The organism is Pseudomonas sp. Irchel 3H3, assembly GCF_900187635.1.
Lineage (GTDB): Bacteria > Pseudomonadota > Gammaproteobacteria > Pseudomonadales > Pseudomonadaceae > Aquipseudomonas.
The window spans coordinates 1-19,121 of record NZ_FYEC01000040.1; the positions used below are offsets into that span (position 1 = coordinate 1).

Annotated in this window: 17 protein-coding genes; 6 read left to right on the forward strand and 11 right to left on the reverse strand. The window is 62.4% G+C overall.

Features of this window, described 5'->3' with window-relative positions; translation table 11 throughout:
- Positions 1-453 precede the first annotated feature (453 nt).
- Genes CKW24_RS25750 through CKW24_RS25770 form a run of 5 tightly spaced genes read left to right on the forward strand, consistent with a single transcriptional unit; the run spans position 454 to position 6,022 of the window.
- Positions 454-2,112: an AMP-binding protein gene (locus tag CKW24_RS25750; protein ID WP_095171471.1), complete on the forward strand. Its 1,659-nt coding sequence runs from the start codon at positions 454-456 to the stop codon at positions 2,110-2,112.
- Between the two features lie 16 nt (positions 2,113-2,128).
- Positions 2,129-2,890, forward strand: coding sequence for an SDR family NAD(P)-dependent oxidoreductase (locus tag CKW24_RS25755; protein WP_095171473.1), 762 nt, complete (start codon positions 2,129-2,131; stop codon positions 2,888-2,890).
- A 12-nt stretch (positions 2,891-2,902) separates the two neighbouring features.
- The gene (locus tag CKW24_RS25760) at positions 2,903-4,096 is read left to right on the forward strand and encodes an acetyl-CoA C-acyltransferase (protein ID WP_095171474.1); all 1,194 of its coding nucleotides are present in this window, start codon (positions 2,903-2,905) and stop codon (positions 4,094-4,096) included.
- 9 nt (positions 4,097-4,105) lie between these two features.
- Positions 4,106-5,233, forward strand: a complete 1,128-nt coding sequence (locus CKW24_RS25765; RefSeq protein WP_095171476.1) for an acyl-CoA dehydrogenase — start codon at positions 4,106-4,108, stop codon at positions 5,231-5,233.
- Positions 5,234-5,248: 15 nt separating this feature from the next.
- The gene (locus CKW24_RS25770; RefSeq protein WP_095171478.1) at positions 5,249-6,022 is read left to right on the forward strand and encodes an enoyl-CoA hydratase; all 774 of its coding nucleotides are present in this window, start codon (positions 5,249-5,251) and stop codon (positions 6,020-6,022) included.
- A 96-nt stretch (positions 6,023-6,118) separates the two neighbouring features.
- On the opposite strand, the gene CKW24_RS25775 is transcribed toward CKW24_RS25770, so the two are convergent.
- Positions 6,119-7,270 carry an acyl-CoA dehydrogenase family protein gene (locus CKW24_RS25775; RefSeq protein WP_095171480.1) on the reverse strand — a complete coding sequence of 384 codons (1,152 nt, stop codon included), beginning with the start codon at positions 7,268-7,270 and terminating at the stop codon, positions 6,119-6,121.
- Positions 7,271-7,275: 5 nt separating this feature from the next.
- On the reverse strand, positions 7,276-8,382 hold the full coding sequence (locus tag CKW24_RS25780; protein WP_095171482.1) for an enoyl-CoA hydratase/isomerase family protein: 1,107 nt from the start codon (positions 8,380-8,382) through the stop codon (positions 7,276-7,278).
- A 483-nt stretch (positions 8,383-8,865) separates the two neighbouring features.
- Between CKW24_RS25780 and CKW24_RS25785 the strand changes: the two genes are divergently transcribed.
- A complete protein-coding gene (locus CKW24_RS25785; protein WP_095171484.1) occupies positions 8,866-9,342 on the forward strand; it encodes an Lrp/AsnC family transcriptional regulator in 477 nt (158 codons plus the stop codon).
- 283 nt (positions 9,343-9,625) lie between these two features.
- On the opposite strand, the gene CKW24_RS25790 is transcribed toward CKW24_RS25785, so the two are convergent.
- From CKW24_RS25790 to arnC, 9 genes are all read right to left on the reverse strand, one after another.
- Positions 9,626-10,333 (reverse strand): HPP family protein, encoded by a 708-nt coding sequence (locus CKW24_RS25790; RefSeq protein ID WP_095171486.1) that lies wholly within the window; start codon positions 10,331-10,333, stop codon positions 9,626-9,628.
- 209 nt (positions 10,334-10,542) lie between these two features.
- Positions 10,543-11,064: a GNAT family N-acetyltransferase gene (locus CKW24_RS25795; protein ID WP_095171487.1), complete on the reverse strand. Its 522-nt coding sequence runs from the start codon at positions 11,062-11,064 to the stop codon at positions 10,543-10,545.
- A 9-nt stretch (positions 11,065-11,073) separates the two neighbouring features.
- Positions 11,074-12,450 (reverse strand): UDP-glucose/GDP-mannose dehydrogenase family protein, encoded by a 1,377-nt coding sequence (locus CKW24_RS25800; RefSeq protein WP_095171489.1) that lies wholly within the window; start codon positions 12,448-12,450, stop codon positions 11,074-11,076.
- Positions 12,447-12,860: a 4-amino-4-deoxy-L-arabinose-phosphoundecaprenol flippase subunit ArnF gene (arnF, locus tag CKW24_RS25805; protein WP_095171491.1), complete on the reverse strand. Its 414-nt coding sequence runs from the start codon at positions 12,858-12,860 to the stop codon at positions 12,447-12,449. The genes CKW24_RS25800 and arnF overlap by 4 nt, the downstream gene beginning before the upstream one ends.
- Positions 12,857-13,201 (reverse strand): 4-amino-4-deoxy-L-arabinose-phosphoundecaprenol flippase subunit ArnE, encoded by a 345-nt coding sequence (gene arnE, locus CKW24_RS25810; RefSeq protein WP_095171493.1) that lies wholly within the window; start codon positions 13,199-13,201, stop codon positions 12,857-12,859. Before arnE ends, arnF begins: the two co-directional genes overlap by 4 nt.
- On the reverse strand, positions 13,198-14,844 hold the full coding sequence (gene arnT / locus CKW24_RS25815; protein ID WP_095171494.1) for a lipid IV(A) 4-amino-4-deoxy-L-arabinosyltransferase: 1,647 nt from the start codon (positions 14,842-14,844) through the stop codon (positions 13,198-13,200). The genes arnE and arnT overlap by 4 nt, the downstream gene beginning before the upstream one ends.
- A complete protein-coding gene (arnD, locus tag CKW24_RS25820) occupies positions 14,841-15,725 on the reverse strand; it encodes a 4-deoxy-4-formamido-L-arabinose-phosphoundecaprenol deformylase (protein ID WP_095171496.1) in 885 nt (294 codons plus the stop codon). The genes arnT and arnD overlap by 4 nt, the downstream gene beginning before the upstream one ends.
- Positions 15,725-17,716, reverse strand: coding sequence for a bifunctional UDP-4-amino-4-deoxy-L-arabinose formyltransferase/UDP-glucuronic acid oxidase ArnA (arnA, locus tag CKW24_RS25825; RefSeq protein ID WP_095171497.1), 1,992 nt, complete (start codon positions 17,714-17,716; stop codon positions 15,725-15,727). Before arnA ends, arnD begins: the two co-directional genes overlap by 1 nt.
- On the reverse strand, positions 17,713-18,732 hold the full coding sequence (gene arnC, locus CKW24_RS25830) for an undecaprenyl-phosphate 4-deoxy-4-formamido-L-arabinose transferase (protein WP_095171499.1): 1,020 nt from the start codon (positions 18,730-18,732) through the stop codon (positions 17,713-17,715). Before arnC ends, arnA begins: the two co-directional genes overlap by 4 nt.
- Positions 18,733-19,121: the final 389 nt, after the last annotated feature.

Sequence of the window (19,121 nt, forward strand, 5' to 3'; positions counted from 1 at the left end):
TCTGGCTCTGGCTCTGGCTTTTGATCCTGGGCGCCCCGTTAAGCACGCTGGCCGAACGCAGGCTTGAAGCCGTGGGTAACCCGGCAGGACGCCGGGTTAGCCGCCCCGCGCCATGGATGGCGCGTGGCGGCGGCCCACGGATTCAAGCCGGAGTGAGGGCACACCGAGCCTAAGCGAGGTGCCGAGTGGTGGGGCAAGAGCCTTTTGCTTACTTTTGGGCTCCTCCAAAAGTGAGCCGCTGTAAAAGCGGAACCATAGGAGGCCGTTACCGAAGAAATGGATATGCACTCGGCCTAATCCAACATTAGGGTCGGCTCACAGATACGCCCCCTTGGCCAAAGCAGTCAAGCAACTTGATGGCTTTGACCATTGTCCCGCGCCGCCCGTGGAGCGAGTATTTCGAGGATTTTGTAGGTTCCCCCAACCCAATAAAAACACCAAGGGATTCTGGCAATGCGCGATTACCTGTCTGCGACTTCACAGTTCAACTATCAGCACACGGTCGATGCGGCACTTCATGGTTCGCTGACGGCCCTCAACGCCTGTGTCGAGTGCTGCGACCGCCACGCATTGCCGGGGCGCATTGCCTTGTTCTGGGAGGGGCGCGACGGCGCCAGCGCGACCTATACCTTCAGCGACCTGCAGGACAAGGCCGCGCGTTTCGCCAACTTCCTCAAGTCCCAGGGCGTGAAGCAGGGCGACAAAGTCGCTGGCCTGTTGCCGCGCAACGTCGAACTCTTGATCGTAGTGCTCGCCACCTGGCGCATTGGCGCGGTCTATCAGCCATTGTTCACCGCCTTCGGCCCCAAGGCCCTGGAACATCGCCTGGGCACTTCCGGCGCGGCCGTGGTGGTGACCGATGCGGCGAACCGACCCAAACTCAGCGAAGTGCCCGAGTGCCCGACCATCGTCACGGTCACCGGTGCCAAGGGCCAGGGCCTGGTCCGCGGCGACTTCAGTTTCTGGGCGGAACTGGCCAATCATTCCAACCAGTGCGAACCGGTGTTGCTCAGCGGTGAAGACCCGTTCCTGCTGATGTTCACCTCGGGCACCACTGGCCCGTCGAAAGCCTTGTACGTGCCGCTCAAGGCCCTTGTCGCCTTCCAGAGCTACACCCGCGACGCCGTGGACCTGCGCCCGGAAGACGCCTTCTGGAACGTCGCCGATCCCGGTTGGGCCTATGGCATCTACTTTGGTGTGGCCGGCCCGTTGGGCATGGGGCACCCGATCACGTTCTACGACGGCCCGTTTACCCTGGAAAGCACTTGCCGGGTGATCAACAAGTACGGGATCACCAACCTCACCGGCTCGCCTACCGCCTACCGCCTGCTGATTGCCGGCGGCGACGAGTTCGCCCGCAGCATCAAAGGCAAGCTGCGTATCGTCAGCAGCGCCGGCGAACCGCTGAACCCGGAAGTGATCCGCTGGTTTGCCGATAACCTCGGCGTAGTGATCCACGACCATTATGGCCAGACCGAGCTGGGCATGGTCCTGTGCAATCACCACGGCCTCGAGCATCCGGTGCATGTCGGTGCTGCCGGTTTTGCATCGCCCGGCCACCGCATTGTGGTGCTGGACGACAACTACAACGAATTGTCCGTCGGCCAGCCAGGGATCCTGGCGATCGATCGCAGCCAGTCGCCGATGTGCTGGTTCCCCGGCTACGACGGTGCGCCGACCAAGGCCTTTGTCGGCGACTACTACCTGAGCGGCGACACGGTCGAGTTGAACCCGGACGGCAGCATCAGCTTCGTCGGTCGCAGCGATGACGTAATCACCACCTCGGGTTACCGGGTCGGTCCGTTCGACGTTGAAAGCGCGCTGATCGAGCACCCGGCGGTGATCGAGGCGGCGGTGGTCGGCAAACCCGACCCGGAGCGCACCGAACTGGTCAAGGCCTTCGTCGTGCTCGCTAGCCAGTACCTGGCGTCGCCGGAACTGGCCGAAGAGTTGCGCCAACATGTGCGCAAGCGCCTGGCCGCGCACTCCTATCCCCGTGAAATCGAATTTGTCAGCGACTTGCCGAAAACCCCAAGCGGCAAATTGCAGCGCTTTATCTTGCGCAACCAGGAAATCGCCAAGGCTCAAGAGGCCGCGGTCAACAAGGCTTGAATTCAAGGAAACAACGATGCAGATCGAAAACAAGGTTTTTATCGTCACCGGCGGTGCGTCGGGGCTGGGTGCGGCCACCGCTGAACTGCTGGTCGCCGCTGGCGCCAAGGTGATGCTGGTGGACATGAACGCCGCGGCGGTCGCGGCGCAGGCCGAGCGCCTCGGGGCCCACAGCGTGGTCGCCGACATCAGCAACGAAGACGCCGCACAGGCTGCGGTGCAGGCCACGGTTGCGGCGTTTGGCGGGCTCAACGGCCTGGTCAATTGTGCCGGGATCGTGCGGGGCGAAAAGATCCTTGGCAAAAACGGTCCGCACGCCCTGAGCAGTTTCAGCCAGGTGATCAACGTCAACCTGATCGGCAGCTTCAACATGCTGCGCCTGGCAGCCGAGGCGATTGCCCAGGCCACCCCAGACGCGGACGGCGAGCGGGGAGTGATCATCAACACCGCTTCGGCGGCCGCCTTCGACGGCCAGATCGGCCAGGCCGCCTATGCCGCATCCAAAGGCGCGATTGCCAGCCTGACCTTGCCGGCCGCCCGTGAGCTGGCACGCTTCGGCATCCGTGTGATGACCATTGCCCCGGGTATCTTCGAAACCCCGATGATGGCCGGCATGACCCAGGAAGTTCGCGACTCGCTGGCCGCCGGCGTGCCATTCCCGCCACGCCTGGGCAAACCTTGCGAGTACGCGGCGCTGGTCAGGCATATCATAGAAAACAGCATGCTCAACGGTGAGGTGATCCGTCTCGACGGTGCCTTGCGCATGGCCGCTAAATAAGGAGTCATGAACATGACCACTCACAACGATCCGATTGTCATTGTCAGCGCTGTCCGCACCCCCATGGGCGGTTTTCAGGGTGACCTCAAGAGCCTGACTGCGCCACAACTGGGCGCCGCCGCCATTCGTGCGGCGGTCGAGCGCGCGGGCCTGGCCAGCGATGCCGTGGAAGAAGTGTTGTTCGGCTGTGTACTGCCTGCCGGTCTCGGCCAGGCCCCGGCACGCCAGGCAGCATTGGGCGCCGGCCTGGACAAGTCGACCCGTTGCACCACCCTGAACAAGATGTGCGGTTCGGGCATGGAGGCGGCGATCCTGGCCCACGACATGTTGTTGGCCGGCAGTGCCGAGGTGGTGGTGGCCGGCGGCATGGAAAGCATGTCCAACGCTCCGTACCTGCTGGACCGCGCCCGTAGCGGCTACCGCATGGGCCACGGCAGCGTGATCGATCATATGTTCCTCGACGGCCTGGAAGACGCCTACGACAAGGGCCGCCTGATGGGCACCTTTGCCGAGGATTGCGCGCAGGAACACGGCTTCAGCCGCGAGGCCCAGGACGCCTTCGCCATCGCGTCGACCACCCGCGCCCAGCAGGCCATCCTGGACGGCAGCTTCACCGCCGAAATCGTCCCGCTGCAGGTCACAGTCGGCAAAGAGCAGAAGACCATCACCGACGACGAGCAACCGCCCAAGGCCAAGCTGGACAAGATCGCCAGCCTTAAACCGGCGTTCCGCGCGGGCGGTACAGTGACCGCTGCCAACTCCAGCTCGATTTCCGATGGCGCCGCGGCCTTGGTCCTGATGCGTCGCAGCGAGGCGCAAAAACGCGGTCTCAAGCCACTGGCGGTGATTCATGGCCACGCCGCGTTTGCCGATACTCCGGGATTGTTTCCAGTAGCTCCGGTGGGCGCGATCAAGAAGCTGATGAAAAAAACCGGCTGGTCGCTGGATCAAGTCGATCTGTTCGAAATCAACGAAGCCTTTGCGGTGGTCAGTCTGGTCACCATGACCAAGCTGGAAATCCCCCACAGCAAGGTCAACGTGCACGGCGGCGCCTGCGCCCTGGGTCATCCGATTGGTGCTTCGGGCGCGCGGATCCTGGTCACGCTGCTCTCTGCCCTGCGCCGCAAAGGCCTGAAGCGGGGTGTGGCTGCCATCTGCATCGGCGGCGGCGAAGCCACGGCCATGGCCGTTGAATGCCTGGATTAAGGATTCCCTATGCTGCCCAATGACGAACAACTACAGATCAGCGACGCGGCCCGGCAGTTTGCCCAGGAACGTTTAAAACCGTTCGCCGCCGAGTGGGATCGCGAACACCGTTTCCCCAAGGAAGCCATTGCGCAAATGGCCGAGCTGGGTTTCTTCGGCATGCTGGTTCCCGAACAGTGGGGCGGCTGCGACACCGGTTACCTGGCGTACGCCATGGCCCTGGAAGAAATCGCTGCCGGCGATGGTTCTTGCTCGACGATCATGAGCGTGCACAACTCGGTCGGCTGTGTACCCATCCTCAAGTACGGCACCGACGAGCAGAAGGCGCGCTTCCTCACGCCACTGGCCAGCGGGGCGATGCTCGGCGCTTTTGCCTTGACCGAACCCCAGGCCGGCTCCGATGCCAGTGGCCTGAAAACCCGCGCCCGCCTCAATGGCGACCACTATGTGCTCAACGGCTGCAAACAGTTCATTACCTCCGGGCAGAACGCCGGGGTGGTGATTGTGTTTGCGGTGACCGATCCGAGCGCCGGAAAGCGTGGGATCAGTGCCTTTATCGTGCCCACCGATTCGCCTGGCTACAAGGTTGCCCGGGTCGAGGACAAGCTCGGCCAGCACGCCTCCGACACCTGCCAGATCCTGTTCGAAGACGTCAAGGTGCCCGTGGCCAATCGGTTGGGGGAGGAGGGCGAAGGCTACCGTATTGCCCTGGCCAACCTCGAAGGCGGCCGGGTCGGGATCGCCTCGCAGTCGGTGGGCATGGCGCGCGCCGCGTTCGAAGCTGCCCGTGATTACGCCCGCGAGCGCGAAAGCTTCGGCAAGCCGATCATCGAGCATCAGGCCGTGGCCTTCCGCCTGGCCGACATGGCCACGCAGATCGCCGTCGCCCGGCAGATGGTGCACTACGCCGCCGCCCTGCGTGACAGCGGCAAGACCGCACTGGTGGAAGCGTCGATGGCCAAGCTGTTTGCCTCGGAAATGGCCGAGAAGGTCTGTTCGTCCGCCTTGCAAACCCTCGGCGGTTACGGTTATCTGAGCGACTTCCCGCTGGAGCGTATCTACCGCGATGTGCGGGTGTGCCAGATCTACGAAGGCACCAGCGATATCCAGCGCATGGTCATTTCGCGCAATCTTTGAACAAGGAAACCTTGCATGAGTTACGAAACGATTTTGTTGGAAATCCAGGGCCGCGTGGGCCTGATCACCCTCAATCGCCCCCAGGCATTGAACGCCCTCAACGCGCAGATTGTCAGTGAACTGAACCATGCGCTGGACGGCCTGGAAGCCGACCCGCAGATCGGCTGCATCGTCCTGACCGGTTCGAAGAAAGCCTTCGCCGCCGGTGCCGACATCAAGGAAATGGCCGAGCTGACCTACCCGCAGATCTACCTGGACGACCTGTTCAGCGACAGTGATCGGGTGGCCAACCGCCGCAAGCCGATCATCGCCGCCGTCAACGGTTTTGCCCTGGGTGGCGGTTGTGAGCTGGCGTTGATGTGCGACTTCATCCTGGCTGGCGACAACGCCAAATTCGGTCAGCCGGAAATCAACCTCGGCGTCCTGCCGGGCATGGGTGGCACCCAGCGCCTGACCCGCGCGGTGGGCAAGGCCAAGGCCATGGAAATGTGCCTCAGCGGTCGCCTGATCGACGCGGTGGAAGCCGAGCGTTGTGGCATCGTGGCGCGCATCGTGCCGTCGGATGAGCTGCTGGATGAAGCGTTGAAAGTCGCGACCCTGATCGCCAGCAAGTCGCTGCCGATTGCCATGATGACCAAGGAGAGCGTGAACCGCGCCTTCGAAGTCAGCCTGTCCGAAGGCGTGCGTTTTGAACGCCGGGTATTTCACGCGGCGTTCGCCACCCAGGACCAGAAAGAAGGCATGGCGGCGTTTATCGCCAAGCGTGCGCCGGAGTTTGTCGGTAAGTAATCCTGGGTTCTGACGGTCACCATCGCGGGCAAGCCCGCTCCCACAAAGCATTAAAGAGCTTGTGGGAGCGGGCTTGCCCGCGATGCGTTCAGGGTTTCACAGCAGGTAGTTCTTCAATTCCCGCGCAATCACCATCCGCTGAATCTCGCTCGAGCCTTCGTAGATCTGGGTGATCCGCGCATCGCGGTAGTAGCGTTCCACCGGATAATCTTCCAGATACCCATAACCGCCGTGAATCTGGATCGCCGAGGAGCAGACCTTTTCGGCCATTTCCGAGGCAAACAGCTTGGCTTGCGAGGCCTCCGACAGGCAGGGTTTGCCGGCGCTGCGCAGGCGTGCGGCGTGGAGGATCAACAAGCGGGCGGCGTTCAGCCGGGTGTGCATGTCGGCCAACAGGTTGGCGATGCTCTGGTGCTCGATGATTGGCTTGTCGAACTGCACCCGGTCGCGGGCGTAGGCCAGGGCCGCTTCAAAGGCTGCGCGGGCAATGCCCAGTGCCTGGGCAGCGATGCCGATGCGCCCACCTTCGAGGTTGGACAGCGCAATCGCCAGGCCCTTGCCACGTTCACCCAGCAGGTTGGCTTCGGGGATGACGCAGTTGTTGAGCGTTACCGCGCAGGTGTCGGACGCCCGAATGCCCATCTTGTGCTCGCTGCGGTCAACGATGAAGCCCGGGTTGTCGGTGGGCACCAGGAACGCCGACAGGCCTTTCTTGCCCAACTGCGGGTCGGTCACCGCAAACACGATCGCCAGCTTGGCCCGCTTGCCGTTGCTGACAAACTGCTTGGCGCCGTTGATCACCCACTGGCCATCGCGCAGTTCGGCGCGGGTACGCAGGTTATGCGCCTCGGAACCGGCTTGAGGTTCGGTCAGGCAGAAGCAACCGATGGTCTGGCCGCTGGCCAGGTCCGCCAGCCAGGTCTGTTTTTGTGCCTCGGTGCCGTAGTTCAACACCGGCCCGCAACCCACCGAGTTGTGGATGCTCATCAAGGCGCCGGTTGCACCGTCGCCGGCGGAAATCTCCTCCACTGCCAGGGCATAGGCAACGTAGTCGACATAAGTGCCGCCCCATTCCTCAGGTACCACCATGCCCAGCAGGCCCAACTCACCCATCTTCGCCACCAGGGCGTCGTCGATCCAGCCAGCCTTTTCCCAGGCCTGGGCATGGGGCGCGATCTCGCCGCGGGCAAAGTCCCGGGCCATGTCGCGGATCATCACTTGTTCTTCGCTCAGTTCGATATCGTGCATGAGAATCAGCTCCCGCTCTGCTCAAAGCCTGTGAAGAAACTGGCCACGTGCTCGGCGTCCAGGGCCTGGACGGTGGCAGGGTTCCAGCGTGGATTCTTGTCTTTATCGATCAGCAAGGCGCGTACTCCCTCGATCAGGTCGCCACGGGCGAACCATTGACGGTCCAGGTGCAGCTCCAGGGCAAAGCAGCGTTCCAGGCTCAGTTCGCGGCCGCGGCGGAGCATTTCCAGGGTCACGGCCATCGCCAGCGGGGAGCGGGTCTGCAGCAGGTTGGCGGTGTCCACGGCCCACTGATGGCTGTCGGCGACGGTCACGCTGCGCAGTTGTTCGATGATGCTTGGCACGTCCGGCAGGGCGAAAAAGTGGTCAATGGCTGGGCGCAGGGCTCGCAGCGGGGGGGCGGGCAGGTGCTGCACCGCCAGTTGGGCCAACAGCCCTTGCAGGTCCTTGAGCGGCGTATCGTGCCACTGCAGGTTATCCAGGCGCTGGTCCAGCTCGCTCAGTTGCTCACTTGCCAGGTACCAGTCGGCCAGGCCGCAATACAGTGCATCGGCGGCGCGAATCTGTACCCCGCTGACCCCCAGGTAGATCCCCAGCTCGCCCGGGATGCGCGGCAGGAAATAACTGCCGCCGACATCCGGGAAATAACCGATACCGACTTCCGGCATCGCCAGGCGGCTGCGTTCGGTGACCAGCCGCAGGTCGGCGCCTTGCACCAGGCCCATGCCGCCGCCCAGGACAAAACCGTCCATCAGTGCCAGGACCGGTTTGCGGTATTGGTGAATAGCCAGGTCGAGGGCGTACTCCTCAACGAAAAAATCTTCGTGCAGGGTGTCGCCGGCTTGGTAGCTGTCATACAGCGAACGGATGTCGCCGCCAGCACAGAAGGCTTTTTCCCCGGCGCCGCGCAGCACCACGGCATGCACCTGCGAATCCCGGGCCCAGGCCTCGAGTTGGCGGTGCAGGGTGCGGACCATGTCCAGGGTCAGGGCATTGAGGCCGGCGGGGCGATTGAGGGTCAGGTGGCCAATATGGTTGCGCACCTCGGCCAGGACTTCGTTGCGCGTGGCATCCATGGCCTTTACCTGCGTAGATAAAACCTCAGCAGTCATCGGTAACTCCCTGCTTTTATTGTTCTTTATGGAAATGCCCAGGCGCGGGCGATCGTCGATCGTAACAGTGCAAATTTGCCGTGTACAACCCGGATGAATGCAGGTTCGGTGTGCATTTTTGTAATATCGAAATGGCCGTCGGCGATATTTTTAACTGAATAGGGCATTCACGACAGAATCGGCTGTGAATCGGCCGACGCCAGCATAACCATGCTGTTTGCGCAGCCCTGAACGACACCTCGAAGGTTACGTCTGTGGGCATTCTGCTCATCGATTTGCAACCGTCTGCATCAGAGGTTTCAGGTCGACAGGGGTGCGCGGCCAGGGGTGTTTCCTGTACAAGTTCAGCGTTGAAAATCTGGATAAACGTTTTGACGTGGAACGGGCTCGAGGAGCAGGGGACAGCAACTGGTCCCGACCGGCCGGTCAGAGCGAGCGTTTGCAGTAATTTCTCTCGGGCCGTTGAAGTGAGGCAAGACGTACATGGCGGATATCCGCGATCTGTCGATTGTGCTTGATCGTATCGACCAGGCCATTATCGAGGTGCTGCGCCACGATGGGCGCATCACTTATCAAAAGCTTTCCGAGCTCGTGCACCTGACACCCAGGCCCTGCCTTGAACGGGTGCGCAAGCTCGAACAACTGGGGGTGATTCGTGGCTATGGGGCGATTCTCGACGAGAAAAAGCTGACCCCTGGCTTGTCATTGCTGGTGCTGGTAGCACTGTCGAACCAGAGTGGGCGCGCCGCGCAAAAGGCCTTTGAAGCCAAGGTCAGGGCGTGCCCGCAAGTGCTGGAATGCCAACTGATCAGCGGCGCCTTCGACTACAGCCTGCGCATGCGTTGTCGCGACATGGAACACTATCGGGTCCTGACCGAAGTCTGGTTTGACGACCCGGAGTTGCACATCGACAAACTGGTCAGCCACCCCGAACTGGCGATGGTCAAGACCTCGTCCTGAGGTTGTGGTCTTTTGATCCTGGGTTTGTGGGTTTATCCGCCCAACGGCGGGTCACTTTGGCAAACGCCGGAATGCCGCCCGCCAGCACTGTAGGAGCGAGCCTTGCTCGCGATGGACGTCAACGATGACGCGTCTCTCCTGATTCAACGCGGCGCTCTCGGGTTTCTCGCGAGCAGGCTCGCTCCTACAGGTTTTGGTGGCTGTATGTGAGCTCTGTGATGGAGCGAGCCGCAGGCGGGCGCTCGCTCCTACAAACGCATCAGCGCTCAAGCGCTGGGCTGTATCAGCCTTGGCCGCTCAGTACCTGGCCGATGCTGCGACGCTTGGCGTGACGCTCGCTGGCGTGGATCAACTGTTCGAGGTCTTCAGGGGTGACGTCGAAGAAGGCCTCCAGCTCGGCCAGCGCCGCCTTCAGGTCCTCGGCGTTGATGGCCTGGCTGTCGGTGGGCGGGTGGTCGGCGGGGATCATTGGCACCGGTTCGGCGGGGCGCTTGGGGTAACGAATGCGCGTCAGGTTGTTGTACCCCAGGGCGCTCAGCAGCAGGGTCGATGCGCCCAGCATCACCGGGGCGAGTGCCTGCCAGTCGAGGGCGATGGTCGCCGGATCCGCCAGCACCATCAGCAGCGCCAGGGCCCCGGCCGGTGGGTGCAGGCAACGCAGCCAGCACATCAGGATCAAGCCCAGGCCGGCCGCGAGGCAGGCACTGGCCAGCGTTCGTCCCAGCACATGAGCTACCAGCAACGCCATCACGGTGGCACACAGGTAGCCACCGATGATTGACCAGGGCTGGGCCAGCGCACCGGATGACACGGCAAACAGCAGCACTGCCGACGCTCCCAGGGGGCCGATCAAGTGCAGGGCAATCTGCATGCCGAAGACCTGGGCGCAGGCCCAGACACTCAGCAGGGTGCCCAGCGACATGCCGATGGCAGCGCGGCTCCATTCGGTAGGGCGGGTGTTGATGGCAGCGGGAATCCAGCGAGCGAACATGGGTAGGACGGTCCAATTGCAAAGGGCAGGCAAAAAGAAGGGCTTGGCTGGTTCTCCAGCAAGCCCTTTAAGCGTTCCAACATTTGGGGGAGGAACCGGCACAGTGTGCCGGCCAACTCGCAGCCTGACAAATTCATATTAATGAGCTTTAAGTTCATTAATGTTGAAGTTAAATCACCCCGCGCGCAGCCCTGCACCCCGGTTTGTCGCTAAGGACGCAAGTCCAGGCGCATGGCACAGCGCCGATGGCGGGGCAGGCCGTGGGCCGCTTCCTCATTCAGCAGTTGCTGCAGGCGGGGATCGATCTGCTGTGCATCCAGGGTGACAAAACCACTGCGCCGATAAAACAGCTCGTTCCAAGGCAATTCACGGAAGGTGGTCAGGGTCACTGCCAGCAGCCGCTGGTCCCGGGCGTGCTCGATCGCCGCCTGCAACAACTGCCGACCCAAACCCTGGCCCTGAGCTTCACGATCAACCGACAGTTCCTCGATATGCAACTGGCCGCCCGTCACAGCGGCGCTGAGAAAACCGACGATGCACCTATCCGCCGCCTCGACCACCCACACCGGGCAAGTTGCGATGCGCTGGCGATGCTCTGGGCCACTGATCACCGCTGCGTCGACCAGCCAGGCCAGGTCGGGGTCCTGGGCAAACAGGCGGGCCGCCGAGCGCTCGATGTCGGGTAGCGCGTCGGCATCCTCGACTCGGGCTCGACGCAAGACACAGGTCATGCCCACTGCCTAGGCGATGGCAGCAGCGGGCCACTGCTGCTGCGGGATTGGCAGATGGCAGGACTCGCCGCGCCCCATGGGGAAGTACTTGAAGCCATTGCGAGCCAGGCGTTCTGCGTCGTACAGGTTGCGTCCGTCGAAAATCACCGGCGCCTTGAGACGCTGCTGGATCAACTCGAAGTCGGGGGCCTTGAACTGCTGCCATTCGGTGCAGATGATCAGCGCGTCGGCGTCCTTGAGGACTGACTCTGGCGTGCCCATCAGCATCAGCCGGGTCTCGTTCGGGTACAGCTTCTGGGTTTCCTGCATGGCTTCGGGGTCGAATGCGCTGATCGATGCACCCGCCGCCCACAACGCTTCCATCAAGACGCGACTCGGGGCGTCACGCATGTCGTCGGTGTTGGGCTTGAACGCCAGGCCCCAGAGGGCGAAGGTCTTGCCGGCCAGGTTGCCGTTGTAGAACGCCTTGATCCGCTCGAACAGCTTGTGTTTTTGCCGTTCGTTGATGGCTTCCACGGCTTGCAGCAGGTCGCTGGAGCAATTGGCTTGCTCGGCGCTGTGAATCAAGGCCCGCATGTCCTTGGGAAAACATGAACCGCCATAACCACAGCCGGGGTAGATGAAGTGATAGCCGATGCGTTGGTCGGCGCCGATGCCCAGGCGCACCGACTCGATGTCGGCCCCCAGGTGTTCGGCCAGTTCGGCGATCTGGTTGATGAAGCTGATCTTGGTCGCAAGCATGCAGTTGGCGGCGTACTTGGTCAGTTCGGCGCTGCGCAGGTCCATGAACAGGATGCGGTCGTGGTTGCGGTTGAACGGCGCATACAGGTCGCGCATCACCTCGCGGACTTCGTCGCTGTCGCAACCGACAATGATCCGGTCGGGACGCCGGCAGTCGGCGACCGCTGAGCCTTCCTTGAGAAACTCGGGGTTGGAGACGATATCGAATTTCAAGTTGCGCCCGGCGGCCAACAACTGGCGCTCAATGTGCGCGCGCAGGGTGTCGCCAGTGCCCACCGGCACGGTGGATTTCTCGGCGAGGATCAGCGGCTGCTGGCGGTGGCGGGCCACTGCATCGCCGACTGACAACACATGGCGCAGATCGGCCGCACCGTCGTCGTCGGACGGCGTGCCCACGGCGATGAACAGCACCTGGCAGTGTTCGATGGCGAGCTTTTCGTCGCAGCTGAAATGCAGCCGTCCAGACTCCAGGCCTTCACGTACCAGGCTGGCCAACCCAGGTTCAAAAATGCTCACATGCCCCTGCTGCAGCAGCGCAATCTTTTGCTCATCGATGTCCATGCAGACCACATCGTGGCCCACTTCGGCCAGCACGGCAGCCTGCACCAGGCCCACGTAGCCACTCCCGATTACACTGATTTTCATGAGGCATTCCTGAGGTCTGAAGTACGGTTGCTGCGCGAATTGATGGTGATGACTCCGAGGATGACCAGGGCCACCCCCAGGGAGCGGGACAGGCTGAAGTCTTCGTTGAACAGCGGCAGGCTCGCCGCCAGCAGGTAGACCAGGGCGTAGCTGATACTCAGCAGCGAATAGGCGCGACCCAGGGGCAAATCACGCAAGGCCAGCAGCCAGCAGAGCATCGACAGCCCGTAGGCAAGGATGGCGCTGAGTACCACCGCCACCGCGAAGGGGTCGACCGTGCCGTCCTGCAGGGCCGTCCACCACTGCGCTGGCAGGGGCAGATGGCTCATGCTCCAGCGCATGCCCAACTGGGCCGTGCTGACCAGCACCACGCTGGCCATGCCAAAAGCAATTCCACGACCCAGGCTCATAGCTGCCTCCCGAGCAGAATCACCCCGGCGATCACCAGGGCGACGCCGATCCAGTGCCGGCGGTCGATCGTTTCATGGAACACGAAGCGGGCCACCAGGGTGATCAGCACAAAGTTCAGGCTCAGCATCGGGTAAGCCACCCCGACATCGAGCCGTTGCAGCACCAGCAACCACACCAGCAGGCCCAGGCCCAGGCTCGCCAGCGCCAGCCACAGCCAGGGCGAACGCAGTTTGTCGAGCAGCGCCGAAGGCCGCTCGCGCCAGCTTTCCACCGCGTACTTCTGCGCCACCTGGCCCAGGCACGTCAGGAGGCAGGCGAGCCCTACGAGTATCAGGCTCATGGCTGACTCTTGGGGAAAATCAGGATCACCAGATTGCCTTGGTCATAACGCTTGAAGTCCTGGGGCAACATGTCGATTTCGTAATGCTCCTCGCCATTGATCCGCATGACGACGCCCACCTGGCCTTGCTGGCGGGCTGCGCTCATCCATTGCGGGACCTTGAGGAAGTCCACCCGGCGATGCAGGGTGTCAGGATAAGCCAGACCATATTTCACTTCGCCTACGGTGTTGTACAGCGCCACGTCCGCGCGGTTGAGGCGCCAGGCCAGGGCCGAGGCGGCGCCCAGGTCGTTGCTCAACAGCCGGGTGCTCTGGCTGAGCTCCTGCAGATGGTCATTGATGAACTGGTCCGGGGTCTTGTTGTACACCACAGAGTTCGGCAGGCCGGCCGGCAGCAGGGCGATGAACAGCCAACTGCCGAGCACGGGGGCGGCCCACAGTTGCAACGGGCGCAGGGCCTGCAGGGTGTTGCACAGCAACCAACCGATCACGGCAACGCTGACCAGCACCAGGTGCTCGGGTTCGTTGTTGTACAGCGGCTTCTTGATCTGGAAATACACCAGCGCCAGCAAGACCAGGCCACCCAGGGCCAGATTGAGTGCAGCGTTGAGACGGATGACCCGGGTCTGGCGGTTTCTCAGGCGATCCACCAGGGCATGGCCCATCAACAGCGCCAGCGGCAACAGGCAGGGAAAGATGTAGCTCGGCAACTTGCCCTTGGCCAAACTGAAGAAGGCCAGTGGTAGCAGCAGCCACAACAGCAGGAAGCCGATGCTGGCCTGGCGCCGATTTTGCCAGGCCTGGCGGATGGCGACCGGCAACAACGCAACCCATGGCAGGCTGAACGCCAGCAGCAGCGGCAGGTAGTACCACCAGGGCTCCGCGTGTTGTGCATCGGCACCGGCAAACCGTCGGATGTGTTCGTGCCAGAAGAAGAAATTCCAGAAGTCCGGCTCCTGGGCATGTACCGCCAGTGCCCAGGGCAGGCTCACCAGCACCGCGACCAGCACGGCCACGCCGCCGTAGGTCAGCAGTTCGCGAAGGCGCTTTTGCCAGGCCATGTAGGGCAGGGCGATCAGCACCGGCAGCAACCAGGCGAGGAAACCCTTGGTCATGAAACCCATGCCGCAGGCCAGTCCAGTCAGCGCCCAGTAGCCCAGGCGGGCACGTGGCGTCTGGCTGTCAAAGGCCAGCCACAGCCCCACAAGGCTCAGGTTGACCCAGAAGGTGAATTGCGGATCGAGGTTGGCATAGCCGCCCTGGCCGACCACCACGCAGAAACTCATGTAGAGCAGGGCGCAGGTCAGGCTCTTGCGCGAGTCGTTCCACAGGCGCCGGGCAATCAGGTAGGTCAGCACGATGCTCAGGCCGGTGCTCAGGGCCGAGGCCACGCGCACACCAAACAGGTTGTCGCCAAACAGCGCCTGGCCCAAGGCGATCATCCAGTAGCCAGCCACCGGTTTTTCGAAATAGCGGATGCCCATGAAGTGCGGTGAGGCCCAGTTTCCGGTCAGGAGCATTTCCTGGCTGATCTGCGCGTAGCGGGTTTCATCGGGAATCCACAGGCCGTGGGAGGTCATTGGCAGCAGGTAGAACAGACCGAAGGCCAGCAGCAATAAAGGCAATATCCAGCGTCTGCTCATGCGCCTTGCACCCCCAGCCAACCTTCACGGCCGGCCAGCGTGCCACGTAAGACCCGGCCCGCAGGCAGGCTGTCGAGCGTCTCGGGAAGCAAGTTGCCCAAGGGCTGGAAGCGGATGTCGCGCGCGCGCGCCTGCACCAGCAATTGACGGAAATGCTCAGCCATCAGAATCCCTTCTACCTCTGCGTGTACGGTGTAGACGTTCAGCTGCGAGGGGCTGAATCGATCCAGAATGAATGGGTTGAACCCGTCGGCGGCCACCAGCGGGCCGACCACTTCGTCGAAAGTCGGCAAGTCCACCGGAATCTGTGGGGTACCGAGACTGCCGTCGGCCAGGCGCGGACGAAACAGGCTGTGCCCGCGGCAGTCACTGTTGTAGCGAAAAGCAAAAGCTTGCTTGGCGCCGATCACCCGCTCATCGGCGCGCCAACCGGCGGCAGCCGAACAGTCCACGGTTTGGCCGAGAATATCGCTGAGACAGTCGACGCCTCGGCGGATCTGTTCGCTCAACTGCGCATCGCTCCAGCGCCCGGCGTTGGCCTGCCAGCCGTGGTGGTCCCAGGCATGCAGGCCGATTTCATGGCCGGCGGCCGCGGCCCGGCGCATCAGGTGCCCGAGATCGCGGCCGATGGGCTTGCCAGGCCAGGCGGTCCCCGCCAGCAGAATGTCCCAGCCGTACAGGCCGGCGGCATTGGAGCGCAACATTTTCCAGAGGAACTGCGGGCGGATCAGGCGCCACAGGTGGCGCCCCATGTTGTCCGGGCCAACGCTGAAGAAAAACGTCGCCTTGACCTGCGCCTCATCGAGCATGTCCAACAACCGAGGCACGCCTTCGCGGGTGCCCCGGTACGTATCGACATCGATTCGAAGGCCCGCCTGCATCAACGCTGGTCCGCGATTTCGAGCATGGCTTCACGCAGGAAGAAGTCCAGCGTGTTGCCGATGGTTTCGCGCATGTGCACGGTCGGGGTCCAGTCCAGCAGGCGCTTGGCGTTCTTGATGCTCGGCTTGCGGTGCGACACGTCCTGGTAGCCGTTGCCGTAGAACGCCTTGCTCTCGACCTCGCGGAAACCGGCGAACGGCGGGAAATTGTCGCGCAGTGGATGCGCCTCGAACTGGCGCAGCAGTTCCTCGCCCAGTTGGCGGATGCTGGCCTCGTTATCCGGGTTGCCGATGTTGATGATCTGGCCGGTGCAGGCGCCATTGCGGTTGTCGATGATCCGCGCCAGGGCTTCGATGCCGTCGGCGATGTCGGTGAAACAGCGTTTCTGCTCGCCGCCGTCGAACAGGCGGATCGGCGTGCCTTCCACCAGGTTGAGGATCAACTGGGTGATGGCCCGGGAGCTGCCGATCCGCGCGGAGTCCAGGCGGTCCAGGCGCGGGCCCATCCAGTTGAACGGCCGGAACAGGGTGAAATCCAGGCCTTGCTGGCCGTAGGCCCAGATCACCCGGTCCAGCAGTTGCTTGGATACCGAGTAGATCCAGCGCTGCTTGTTGATCGGGCCGACGACCAGGTTAGAGGTGTCTTCGTCGAAGTTCTGGTCCTGGCACATGCCATAGACTTCCGAAGTCGATGGGAAGATCACGCGCTTGTTGTACTTGACGCAGTAGCGAACCAGCTTGAGGTTCTCTTCGAAGTCCAGTTCAAACACCCGCAGCGGGTTGCGGGTGTACTCGATGGGGGTGGCGATGGCCACCAGCGGCAAGACCACGTCGCATTTCTTGATGTGGTACTCGATCCACTCGGAGTGAATGCTGATATCGCCTTCGACGTAGTGGAAATTGGGGTGGCTGCGCAAGCGCTCGATGGCGTCGGAGCCGATGTCCAGGCCATAGACTTCGTACTGGTCGTCGCGCAACAGGCGCTCGGACAGGTGATTGCCAATGAAGCCGTTGACGCCCAGGATCAGTACCCGGGTGCGCCGAGGGCTGCGCCCCGATTCAGCGCCGCGCAGCACGGAACCCTCGACCAGGCCCAGTTCGTCGGCCAGTTGCGGGCCACTGAGGAACAGGCCGTTGTCGTTGCGCTGGCCGGAGGCGATCAGCAGCGAGTCTTCACCGCAGGCAATGCGCAACGGATCGACGCTGATCACGCGTCCAGGGGCCAGGCCTTCATTGCCCTTGACCACCTCGGCAGTCCAGACGATCAGCTTGTGCTCGCCGACGGCACAGAAGGCGCCAGGGTAGGGCTGGGTTACAGCGCGCACCAGGTTGAACAGTTGCTCGGCCGGTTGCTGCCACAGCAGTTTGCCGTCCGCAGCGGTACGGCGCCCGAACACCGTAGCGCGGGATTCGTCCTGGGCGGTTTCGCTGGTTTTGCCCTGGATCAGCAGGGGCAAGGTGTCACGTAGCAGGCTGGCGGCGGCTTCACGCAGCTTGCCGTGCAGGCTCAGCGCGGTGTCGCTGCGTTCGATGGCGACCGCTTGTTGGGCGACGATGGCACCGGCGTCGGCGCGCTTGACCATGCGGTGCAGGGTGACGCCGGTCTGGGTTTCGCCCTTGACCAGCACCCAGTTGGCCGGGGCGCGGCCACGGTAGGCCGGCAGCAACGAACCATGCAAGTTGAACGCGCCCTGGCGCGCGGTTGCCAGCAGCGGCTCGCTCAACAGGTTGCGGTAATAGAAGGAGAACAGGTAGTCGGGGTTGAGCTTGGCGATGCGCTCGATCCACAGCGGATGGTTGACGTCTTCCGGCGCATGCACGGTGATGCCCTTGCGTGCGCACAGTTGCGCGACCGAGCCATAGAAGGTGTTTTCCTTGGGATCGTCGGCATGGGTAAACACCGCGCTGATCCGAATCCCCGCTGCGAGCAGGGCTTCGATGCCGGCGCAACCAATGTCGTGATAGGCAAAAACAACAGCGTTTGAACTCATGGCGAAACCTGATCAGTAGAAGTGGAAGTCAAACCGTCGACAGTGACAGCGGGAGCCGGCATGGCGGGTTGGTTGCGCAGGACTTTTTCGATGAAGAACCGTGGCCGCGCCCGCACATCACCGTACATCCGCCCCAGGTACTCGCCCAACAGGCCCATGCCGATAAACTGGCCGCCGGTGAACACGAACAGGATGGCGAACAGCACGAACATGCCGTCACCGGCCCAGCCGGCACCAAAGGCCAGGCGCAACACAATCAGGGCCAGGGCGAAGAGCATGCCCAGCGCCGCCATGCTGAAGCCGATGATGCTCAGCAGGCGCAGCGGGGTGGTGGTCATGCACGTGATCAGGTCGAACATCAGGTTGATCAGGCGCATGGTGCTGTACTTGGACTCGCCATGCTCGCGCTCGGCGTGCTGCACCAGGATCTCGGTGGTGTGGCGGGCAAAGCTGTTGGCCAGGATCGGTATGAAGGTGCTGCGCTCGCGGCAGGCCAGCATCGCGTTGACCACGGTGCGTCGATAGGCCCGCAACATGCAGCCGTAGTCACTCATGGCGACTCCGGTGGAGCGCTTGACCGCAAGGTTGATCAACTTCGACGGGTAACGGCGCAAGGCTGAGTCCTGGCGATTGTTGCGTACCGTGGCCACCACGTCGTAGCCCAACTCGGCCTGGGCCACCAGGCGCGGGATTTCTTCCGGCGGGTTCTGCAGGTCGGCGTCGAGGGTAATCACCACATCGCCCTTGCACTGTTCGAAACCGGCCATGATCGCCGCATGCTGCCCATAGTTGCGATTGAGGATTACCGCCACTACCTTGCTGCCGTCGCGGGCGGCGGCCTCTTCGAGCAGTTGTGCAGAGTTGTCGCGGCTGCCGTCGTCGACCAGGACGATTTCATAGTCCTGTTTGAGTTGGCGGCAAGCCCCTTCAGTGCGGCGCAACAACTCGGGCAGGCTTTCTTCTTCGTTGTAGACCGGGATAACGATCGACACGCAATGGATTGGATAAGGCTTCAAAGGCTTGGGTCCAGGGTCTGTGCAATGGCGCCCACTACGGGTTCGACGTCATTGGTAGTCATGTCAGGGAACAATGGGATCGAACACCGGGGTGTCGAGTTCCGCGGAGCTCGGTTCAAATGAATAAATTTGTCACAGGGTAACTCAAGAAAAATAATCCATATCAAACGGTTAGCCGACAATTATGAAAAAGCGCTTGAATTGACTTTTTCCCTTGGGATCGGCAGCGTGGGCTCCGGCAGAACCTGATTCGGATGCCCTGAGAGTAAGCGTGAATATGTGAAAGTGACATGAAAAATCTGTGTCTTGATCCTTTAACGTAGACGTTTACAGCAACTGTTCAGGGTATCGCGAAGGATAGGGGGGTTATCGGAAACTTCCTACGGGTT

What these genes read in the sequence shown, in the direction of transcription:
- CKW24_RS25750 (WP_095171471.1), top strand. Translation starts at nt 454, where the DNA reads ATGCGCGATTACCTGTCTGCGACTTCACAGTTCAACTATCAGCACACG.
- CKW24_RS25755 (WP_095171473.1), top strand. Translation starts at nt 2,129, where the DNA reads ATGCAGATCGAAAACAAGGTTTTTATCGTCACCGGCGGTGCGTCGGGG.
- CKW24_RS25760 (WP_095171474.1), top strand. Translation starts at nt 2,903, where the DNA reads ATGACCACTCACAACGATCCGATTGTCATTGTCAGCGCTGTCCGCACC.
- CKW24_RS25765 (WP_095171476.1), top strand. Translation starts at nt 4,106, where the DNA reads ATGCTGCCCAATGACGAACAACTACAGATCAGCGACGCGGCCCGGCAG.
- CKW24_RS25770 (WP_095171478.1), top strand. Translation starts at nt 5,249, where the DNA reads ATGAGTTACGAAACGATTTTGTTGGAAATCCAGGGCCGCGTGGGCCTG.
- CKW24_RS25775 (WP_095171480.1), bottom strand. Translation starts at nt 7,270, where the DNA reads ATGCACGATATCGAACTGAGCGAAGAACAAGTGATGATCCGCGACATG.
- CKW24_RS25780 (WP_095171482.1), bottom strand. Translation starts at nt 8,382, where the DNA reads ATGACTGCTGAGGTTTTATCTACGCAGGTAAAGGCCATGGATGCCACG.
- CKW24_RS25785 (WP_095171484.1), top strand. Translation starts at nt 8,866, where the DNA reads ATGGCGGATATCCGCGATCTGTCGATTGTGCTTGATCGTATCGACCAG.
- CKW24_RS25790 (WP_095171486.1), bottom strand. Translation starts at nt 10,333, where the DNA reads ATGTTCGCTCGCTGGATTCCCGCTGCCATCAACACCCGCCCTACCGAA.
- CKW24_RS25795 (WP_095171487.1), bottom strand. Translation starts at nt 11,064, where the DNA reads ATGACCTGTGTCTTGCGTCGAGCCCGAGTCGAGGATGCCGACGCGCTA.
- CKW24_RS25800 (WP_095171489.1), bottom strand. Translation starts at nt 12,450, where the DNA reads ATGAAAATCAGTGTAATCGGGAGTGGCTACGTGGGCCTGGTGCAGGCT.
- arnF (WP_095171491.1), bottom strand. Translation starts at nt 12,860, where the DNA reads ATGAGCCTGGGTCGTGGAATTGCTTTTGGCATGGCCAGCGTGGTGCTG.
- arnE (WP_095171493.1), bottom strand. Translation starts at nt 13,201, where the DNA reads ATGAGCCTGATACTCGTAGGGCTCGCCTGCCTCCTGACGTGCCTGGGC.
- arnT (WP_095171494.1), bottom strand. Translation starts at nt 14,844, where the DNA reads ATGAGCAGACGCTGGATATTGCCTTTATTGCTGCTGGCCTTCGGTCTG.
- arnD (WP_095171496.1), bottom strand. Translation starts at nt 15,725, where the DNA reads ATGCAGGCGGGCCTTCGAATCGATGTCGATACGTACCGGGGCACCCGC.
- arnA (WP_095171497.1), bottom strand. Translation starts at nt 17,716, where the DNA reads ATGAGTTCAAACGCTGTTGTTTTTGCCTATCACGACATTGGTTGCGCC.